Below are 7,001 nucleotides of genomic sequence, written 5' to 3'. Positions count from 1 at the left end.
GGGACCGGCAGGGCGTCAGCCCATCACGATCTTCTGCGCCAGCGGGCTCGCCTCGCCCTCGGCGAGCGGCGCCGGCTTGTCGCTGACGAGATACTGCGCCCGCGCCAGGGCCGCGAAACGGCCGCCCTTGGCGACAAGCTCGTCGAAGGTACCCATCTCCTCGACCTGCCCCTGCTCGAAGACGAGGATGCGGTCGGCATTGCGGATGGTGGCCAGGCGGTGCGCGATGACGAAGGTCGTGCGGCCCTTCATCACCTCCTCCAGCGCCTTCTGCAGCTTGACCTCGGTCGCTGCGTCGAGCGCGGAGGTCGCCTCGTCGAGGATCAGGACAGGCGGATTCTTGAGGAGCGCTCGCGCGATCGACAGCCGCTGGCGCTCGCCGCCCGAGAGCGTGCGGCCGCGCTCGCCCACCATCGTGTCGAGCCCGTCGCTCTGACGCGCCATCACTTCGGTGGCCTGCGCCCGGTCGAGCGCCTGCATCAGCTCGGCATCCGTCGCGTCCGGCTTGCCGACGAGGAGGTTCTCCCGGATCGATCGGGCGAACAGCATCGGCTCCTGGAAGACCACGCCGACATTGCGCCGAAGCGAGAGCAGCGAGATGTCGCGGATGTCGTTGCCATCGATCACGATCCGGCCCGATTGCGGATCGAAGGCCCGATGCAGCAGCCCGAGCGTGGTCGACTTGCCGGAGCCGGTGGAGCCGACGATGGCGATGGTCTCGCCCGGCTTGACCGTGAAGGAGACGTCGCGCACCGCCGCGCGCTTGCCGTCATAGGAGAAGGAAACGTCCTCGAAGGCGACCGCGCCTTCGAGGCGGCCGGGATCTCGTGCGTTCGGCAGGTCGCGCACGGTCGGCGGTGTGTCGAGCACCTCGAAGAACTCGCGCATCTTCGGCGCCTGCATGAAGATGAAGTTCACGAAGCCGACGATCTGCTCGAGCCGCCCGACCAGCATCGTCGCGAAGCCCATGAAGGTGACGATCTCGCCGACCGTGGTCTGGCCGTGCATAAGCAGCCAGGTGCCGACGATGAAAATCAGCAGCACCGTCAGCGTGGCGGAGGCGCGCGTCGCGACATTGGCTAACGCCCACCAGGACAGCACCGGCAGCTGGGCGTTGAGCAGGTTGGTGATGGTGGAGCGCAGCCCGCGGACCTCTGCCTCGATGCGGGTGAAGCTCTGGATCACAGGGACGTTGCCGAGCGCGTCCGAGGCGCGTTCGGCCAGGTTGGAGTGATAGGCCTCGACATTGCTCTGCAACCGGTCGGTCTTGCGCAGCACGAAGGCGGTGAGCGAGCCGAACAGCAGGACGAGGCCAATCAGCAGCAGCCCGAGCTGCCAGTTCTTCCAGACCGTGAAAGGCAGCAGCACGAAGAGTGCGACGAACGAGGCGCAATGCTCGCGGAAGAAGGAGAGCCACAGCGCCCACATGGCGTTGGTGCCGTCGAGCATCACCTTGAGAACGCGGCCGGAATGGGTCTGGGTGTGATAGGCGATCGGCAGCGAGAGCGCGTGCTCGAAATAGCGCGCCATCACCGCCAGCCGCGACCGATGCGCGAGCCGGTCGGCATGCAGGGCGACGAAGACGCCCATGGCGATGTTGAGCAGGCCGAAGCCGACCCAGGCGAAGATCAGCGGGTTGATGCTGATCCAGGTGAGCTGGCCGCCCGAGGACTGGATCGCCGTGAGCCGGTCGATCAGTGCGCCGAACAGCATCGGCTCCGCGAAGGCGACGCCTGCGAGCAGGACATTGGCCAGGGCCAGTATGATGCCCAGCCGTCGTTCCGAGCCGAGCTCGCCGAGGACGCGGGCGTAGAGAGCAAGAAGCGACATCACCCAGACCCTAACGCAAGCCGCGCGGCGCCAACAAGCTTAACGCTTCGTTCAGTCCACGTCTCCTCGGTCACCGGCAAGGGCGACACCGAGCCGCTTGTGGAGGACAATCCTCTTCTGCCCTGCAGCTTAATCGGCGGGCGGCGGAGCCAGCGCTTCGGACAGCGCCTCCGGCGTGATCTCGGCCATCGCCATCTGCAGCTTGTAGGCATGCGTCTTCTCGCCGGGCTTCATCACCAGGATCACGGTCTCGGTGCCCGGGCAGGCGGGGTCGGCGCAGAGGATTTCGTTGACGGCGATCGCCGCCGTTCCGGGCAGGCGGAGCCATGCCCTTACCTGCTCCTTCAGGCGCTCGGCCGCAGCCTTCGCTTCGGCCTTCGCGTCGCCGCCCCTGCGGGCCTCCGCCCTGCCGAAGAGCCCGAAGCGCATCGATCTCAGCTCGGCAGCACGAGCACGCCGGCGGCGCCATCCTCGGCACCGAAGGCGAGTCGTTTTCCGGCCTTGTCCCAGGCGAAGGCGCTGATGCCGCTGTCGCGCTCGGCTGGCCGCACCAGCAGCTCGGAACCATCGGTCAGCCGGACCAGCAGGATGCAGCCATCGTCATAGCCGATCGCCAGCACAAGCGCGCCGGGATGGAAGGCGACGCGGGTGACGCGGGCCCGGCGCACGCCGCATTCGCGCGGCGCCTTGCCCTGCGGCCCGTCTCCCTGGAAGGGCCAGACGATCGCGCCGTCCGCCCCGCTCGAGGCGAGCCAGAGCCCGTCATGCGACCAGGACAGCGAGCGGGGCTTAGCCGGGTAGCCGGTCATCCGCATATGGCCGGGCTTGTCGCCGAGCTTCCAGCCATGCAGTGCGTTCTCCTGCATCGAGGAGACCACGAAGCGGGCATCCGGCGACCAGACGACATCGAGATGCGAACCCTTCCATTCCAGGAATTCCGGCTTCGCCTCGGTGTTGGGATACCAGAGCGAGACGCCATTCATCTGGGCGATGGCGAGGCGGTAGCCCTTCGGTGCGAAGACGAGGCCCTGCGGCGTGCTCGCCGCCTCCAGCGTGCGGATGCGGCCCTTCTCGTCGCGGGCATGGACGGCCTTGCCGGTGTTCCAGGCGAGATTGCCCGAGGCCGAGAGCGTGATCGCGTCGATCCAGCGCCGCTTGGGATCCTTCGCCAGCTCCTCCGGCTCGCCCTCGATTCGCGTCGCGACGACGCGCCCGTCATCGCCGCCGGAGATCAGGCGCTCGCCGTCTCCGGTAGCGCAGAGGATACCGCCGGCATGGGCCTCGACCATATCGGCCGCGCCGTCACGCCAGCGCAGGACGCGCCCGTCGGCCAGCGCGAGCGCGAGCCCCTGCTTCAGCCAGCGGGCGGCGACGACATGCGTGTCGGCCGCGATCGGGGTGACATGCTCGCGCAGCGAGACGGATTGGGTCGGTGTCGTCATCACGCGGCTTTAGCTCAGGCCGCGCAGGCTTCAAACCCCTTGCGCAATTCGTTTTCGTTGAGACCGCGTCCGATGAAGACAAGGCGGCTCTCCCGCTTCTCGCCATCCTTCCAGTCGCGCTGCAGGTCGCCGTCCAGGATCATGTGCACACCCTGAAAGACGAAGCGGCGCGGCTCGTTCTTGAAGGCCAGGATCCCCTTTGAACGCAGGATGTTCGGGCCCTGGATCTGAGTGAGGTCGTTGATCCAGGGCATGAACTTCTCGGGGTCGACGTCGCCCGGCACGGTCAGCGAGATCGAGCGGACATCCTCGGCATGATGGTGATGATGCCCGGCCTCGAGGAAATCCGGCTCGATGTCGAGGATGCGGTCGAGATCGAAGGCGTTGCGGTCGAGCAGGGCGGCGATATCGACATTGGCGCGCTCGGCCTTGTGCAGCTTGGCATAGGGGTTGATGGCGCGGATGGCAGCCTCGACATCGGCGAGCTCTTCCGCGGTCACGAGATCGGTCTTGTTGAGAACGATGACGTCGGCGAAGGCGATCTGGTTCTTCGCTTCCGGCGCATCCTTCAGCCGGTCCTTCAACCACTTCGCGTCGGTGACGGTCACGACCGCGTCGAGACGGGTCGCGTCCCCGACATCCTGGTCGACGAAGAAGGTCTGGGCGACCGGCGCGGGATCGGCGAGACCGGTGGTCTCGACGATGATCGCGTCGAACTTGCCCTTGCGCTTCATCAGCCCGTCGAGAATGCGGATCAGGTCGCCGCGCACGGTGCAGCAGATGCAGCCGTTGTTCATCTCGAAGATTTCCTCGTCGGCGCCGACGATCAGGTCACCATCGATCCCGGCCTCGCCGAACTCGTTGACGATAACGGCGAACTTCTTGCCGTGGTCCTCGGTCAGGATGCGGTTGAGGAGCGTGGTCTTGCCGGCGCCCAGATAGCCTGTGAGCACCGTGACGGGGATTTTCTCGGACATGGCTTGACCTGAATGGCTGTGAGACGCTGGGGACGGCACCGCCCGGTCAGGCCGGGCCGGCGGTCAGCGCCTTTTCGATCTCGCTTATATTGTGCTTCATCATCCCGATGTAAGTCCCCGCCGGCCCCTTGGAGTCGGAGAGCGCATCGGAGTAGAGCCGCCCGCCGACCTTGGCGCCGCTTTCGCGGGCGATCTGCTCGACGAGGCGCGGATTGGTGACGTTCTCCAGGAAGACGGCCGGAATCTTCTGCGCCTTCACCTGCCGAATGATCCGGGCGACGTCCCTGGCGGACGCCTCGGCCTCGGTCGAGACGCCCTGCGGCGCGATGAATTCGATGCCATAGGCCTGCACGAAATAGCCGAAGGCATCATGGGTGGTGATCGCCTTGCGCCGCTCCGCAGGGATGCGCGCGATCGCGGCCTTCACCTCGCCTTCGAGTGTTTCGAGAGCTGCGAGATAGGTTGCGGCATTGGCCTCGTAGCTCGCCTTTCCCGCAGGATCGGCCGCGCTCAAGGCATCGCGGATATTGGCGACATAGACCTTCGCATTGGCGATACTTTGCCAGGCATGTGGATCGTCATGGCCATGAGCAGGCGCGTGGCCGGCCTTGCCCTTGTCGTCATGGTCGTCATCGGCTTCAAGCGGGGTGATGCCCTTCGTCGCCGCCGCCATCGTCGCCGTGGTGCCCGACGACTTCACGAGGCGCGGCAACCAGCCCTCGAAGTGCAGGCCGTTGACCACGACGAGCCTCGCGGCGGCCATCGCCTTCGCATCGGCAGGCGTCGGCGAATAGACATGCGCGTCACCATCGGGGCCGACCAGCGTCGTCACGCTGACACGATCGCCGCCGACCTGCCGGACGAAATCGCCGAGAATCGAGAAGCTCGCCACCACCGGCAGCTTCTCCTGCGCGAAGACGCCGAACGGCGTGGCGACTGCGGCGAACCCGGAAGCAAGGCCGGCGAGCAGGACGCGACGGGTGGGCATGAGCGGCTCCAGAGAATGAAACGATATAACGTTTCTATCTCTGGAGATGGGCACGAGGCAAGAGGCGGCGCGCAAGCCCGTCCTGCGAACCGAACAGGAGCGAGGCAATATAGATCGCGCCTGCGGCGAGGATGATCGACGGACCCGCGGGCAGGCTAGACCCCGCCGCATAGGAAACGACGAGCCCGGCATAGCCCGACACCATGCCGAAGCCGGCAGCCAGCAGGAGAAGCCGCGTGATATCCGCCGTCCAGAAGCGCGCGGCGGCCGCCGGCAGCATCATCATGCCGACGGCGAGCAGCGTCCCCAGCGCATGGAAGCCGGCGACGAGATTGAGCACGACGAGCGCAAGGAAGGTCAGGTGAACGACACCGCCGGAGCGGCTGACCGAGCGCAGGAAGCCGGGGTCGACGCATTCCAGCACCAGCGGCCGATAAAGAGCTGCGAGCGACAGCAACGAGACGGTCGCGACGCCGGCAAGCAGGATCAGCACCTGGTCGTCGAGCGCCAGCACATTGCCGAACAGCACATGCAGGAGATCGATCGCCGAGCCCCTGAGCGACACGATGGTAACCCCGAGCGCAAGCGAGATCAGGTAGAAGGCGGCGAGCGAAGCGTCTTCCTTCAGCACCGTCGCACGCGCCACGGCTCCGGCGGCCAGCGCCACCGCGAAACCCGCCGCGAGCCCGCCTATCGTCATCGCCGGCAGCGAGAATCCGGCGACGAGATAGCCGAGCGCCGCCCCCGGCAGGATCGCGTGCGCCATGGCGTCGCCGGTCAGACTCATGCGCCGGAGCATCAGGAACACGCCGATCGGGGCGCCCGAAACCGAGAGGGCGACGACGCCGACGAGGGCGCGGCGCATGAAATCGAACTCGGCGAAAGGGCCGATCAAGAGGTCGTAGAGCATCGGCCCGATCTATGTGTTCAGGCGGCGTCGCGCTGGCAGGGGGCGGCGTGGCTGTCGAAGGCCTCGACCATGCGCCGCGCCTTCAGCAGGTTTTCCGGGGTCAGCACCGCGCCGGTCTCGCCCCAGGCGACGGCCTCACGCGCCAGCAGCAGCGTCTGCGGAAAGGCCTGCCTCACCGTCTCGATATCGTGCAGCACCGCGACAACCGTGCGGCTCTCGCCGTGCCATCGCCGCACCAGTTCCAGCAGATCGGCCGTCGTGCGCGCATCGATCGCGGTGAAGGGCTCGTCGAGCAGGATCACGTCGGCATCCTGCAACAGCAGCCGCGCGAACAGGGCGCGCTGCATCTGCCCGCCGGAGAGCGTGCCGATCGGCCGGCGCTCGAAGCCGGTCAGCCCCACGGCCGCTATCGCATGCTCGATCTTGTGCGCCGCTCCGGCGCCGATGCGGCCGAAGATGCCCGCCCGGTTCCACAAGCCCATCGCCACGAGGTCATAGACATGGATCGGAAAGGAACGGTCGAGATCGGCCGATTGCGGGAGATAGGCGAGCCGCTTGCCCTTGGCGAGCGCAATGCCGCCGGACAGCGGCGCAAGCGCCCCGGCCATTCCCTTGAGCAAGGTGGATTTGCCGGCGCCGTTCGGCCCGACGATCGCGGTCAGGCTGCCGGCCTCGATCTCGCCGGAGAGATGGTGGACCGCCGGGTGCCGGTCATAGCCCAGTGTCAGATCGGTCAGACGAATAGCGGACATGGAACGCAAACTCACAGGATCACGGCCAGCGTCGCCAGCCAGAGCAGGGCGACGACGGCAGCTGCCATGCCCAACCGCACCGGCGCCGATACCCGCAGGAGC

General features: G+C 67.0%; 7 protein-coding genes. All 7 read right to left on the bottom strand.

Annotated elements, in window-relative coordinates:
* Nucleotides 1-15 precede the first annotated feature (15 nt).
* On the bottom strand, nt 16-1,830 hold the full coding sequence (locus tag ACIPIA_RS07810) for a glucan ABC transporter ATP-binding protein/ permease (protein ID WP_400508271.1): 1,815 nt from the start codon (nt 1,828-1,830) through the stop codon (nt 16-18).
* A 129-nt stretch (nt 1,831-1,959) separates the two neighbouring features.
* A complete protein-coding gene (locus ACIPIA_RS07805) occupies nt 1,960-2,259 on the bottom strand; it encodes a hypothetical protein (RefSeq protein ID WP_400508269.1) in 300 nt (99 codons plus the stop codon).
* Nucleotides 2,260-2,264: 5 nt separating this feature from the next.
* The gene (locus ACIPIA_RS07800; protein ID WP_400508267.1) at nt 2,265-3,272 is read right to left on the bottom strand and encodes a WD40 repeat domain-containing protein; all 1,008 of its coding nucleotides are present in this window, start codon (nt 3,270-3,272) and stop codon (nt 2,265-2,267) included.
* A gap of 14 nt (nt 3,273-3,286) precedes the next feature.
* Nucleotides 3,287-4,249, bottom strand: a complete 963-nt coding sequence (locus ACIPIA_RS07795; protein WP_400508265.1) for a CobW family GTP-binding protein — start codon at nt 4,247-4,249, stop codon at nt 3,287-3,289.
* Nucleotides 4,250-4,295: 46 nt separating this feature from the next.
* Nucleotides 4,296-5,237, bottom strand: a complete 942-nt coding sequence (locus ACIPIA_RS07790; protein WP_400508263.1) for a metal ABC transporter substrate-binding protein — start codon at nt 5,235-5,237, stop codon at nt 4,296-4,298.
* Between the two features lie 34 nt (nt 5,238-5,271).
* Nucleotides 5,272-6,147, bottom strand: coding sequence for a metal ABC transporter permease (locus ACIPIA_RS07785; RefSeq protein WP_400508261.1), 876 nt, complete (start codon nt 6,145-6,147; stop codon nt 5,272-5,274).
* Nucleotides 6,148-6,164: 17 nt separating this feature from the next.
* Entirely contained in the window at nt 6,165-6,899 is a 735-nt protein-coding gene (gene aztA / locus ACIPIA_RS07780; RefSeq protein ID WP_400508259.1) for a zinc ABC transporter ATP-binding protein AztA, read from the bottom strand.
* Nucleotides 6,900-7,001: the final 102 nt, after the last annotated feature.

This window comes from Allobosea sp. CER48, assembly GCF_044752385.1.
GTDB lineage: Bacteria > Pseudomonadota > Alphaproteobacteria > Rhizobiales > Beijerinckiaceae > Allobosea.
Note: the sequence above shows the minus strand (reverse complement) of the source record. Positions and strands in the feature narration are given on the sequence as shown.

Bases quoted from the DNA above. Each gene is read 5' to 3' on its own strand.
- ACIPIA_RS07795 (WP_400508265.1), bottom strand. From the start codon at position 4,249: ATGTCCGAGAAAATCCCCGTCACGGTGCTCACAGGCTATCTGGGCGCC.
- ACIPIA_RS07785 (WP_400508261.1), bottom strand. From the start codon at position 6,147: ATGCTCTACGACCTCTTGATCGGCCCTTTCGCCGAGTTCGATTTCATG.
- ACIPIA_RS07790 (WP_400508263.1), bottom strand. From the start codon at position 5,237: ATGCCCACCCGTCGCGTCCTGCTCGCCGGCCTTGCTTCCGGGTTCGCC.
- aztA (WP_400508259.1), bottom strand. From the start codon at position 6,899: ATGTCCGCTATTCGTCTGACCGATCTGACACTGGGCTATGACCGGCAC.
- ACIPIA_RS07810 (WP_400508271.1), bottom strand. From the start codon at position 1,830: ATGTCGCTTCTTGCTCTCTACGCCCGCGTCCTCGGCGAGCTCGGCTCG.
- ACIPIA_RS07805 (WP_400508269.1), bottom strand. From the start codon at position 2,259: ATGCGCTTCGGGCTCTTCGGCAGGGCGGAGGCCCGCAGGGGCGGCGAC.
- ACIPIA_RS07800 (WP_400508267.1), bottom strand. From the start codon at position 3,272: ATGACGACACCGACCCAATCCGTCTCGCTGCGCGAGCATGTCACCCCG.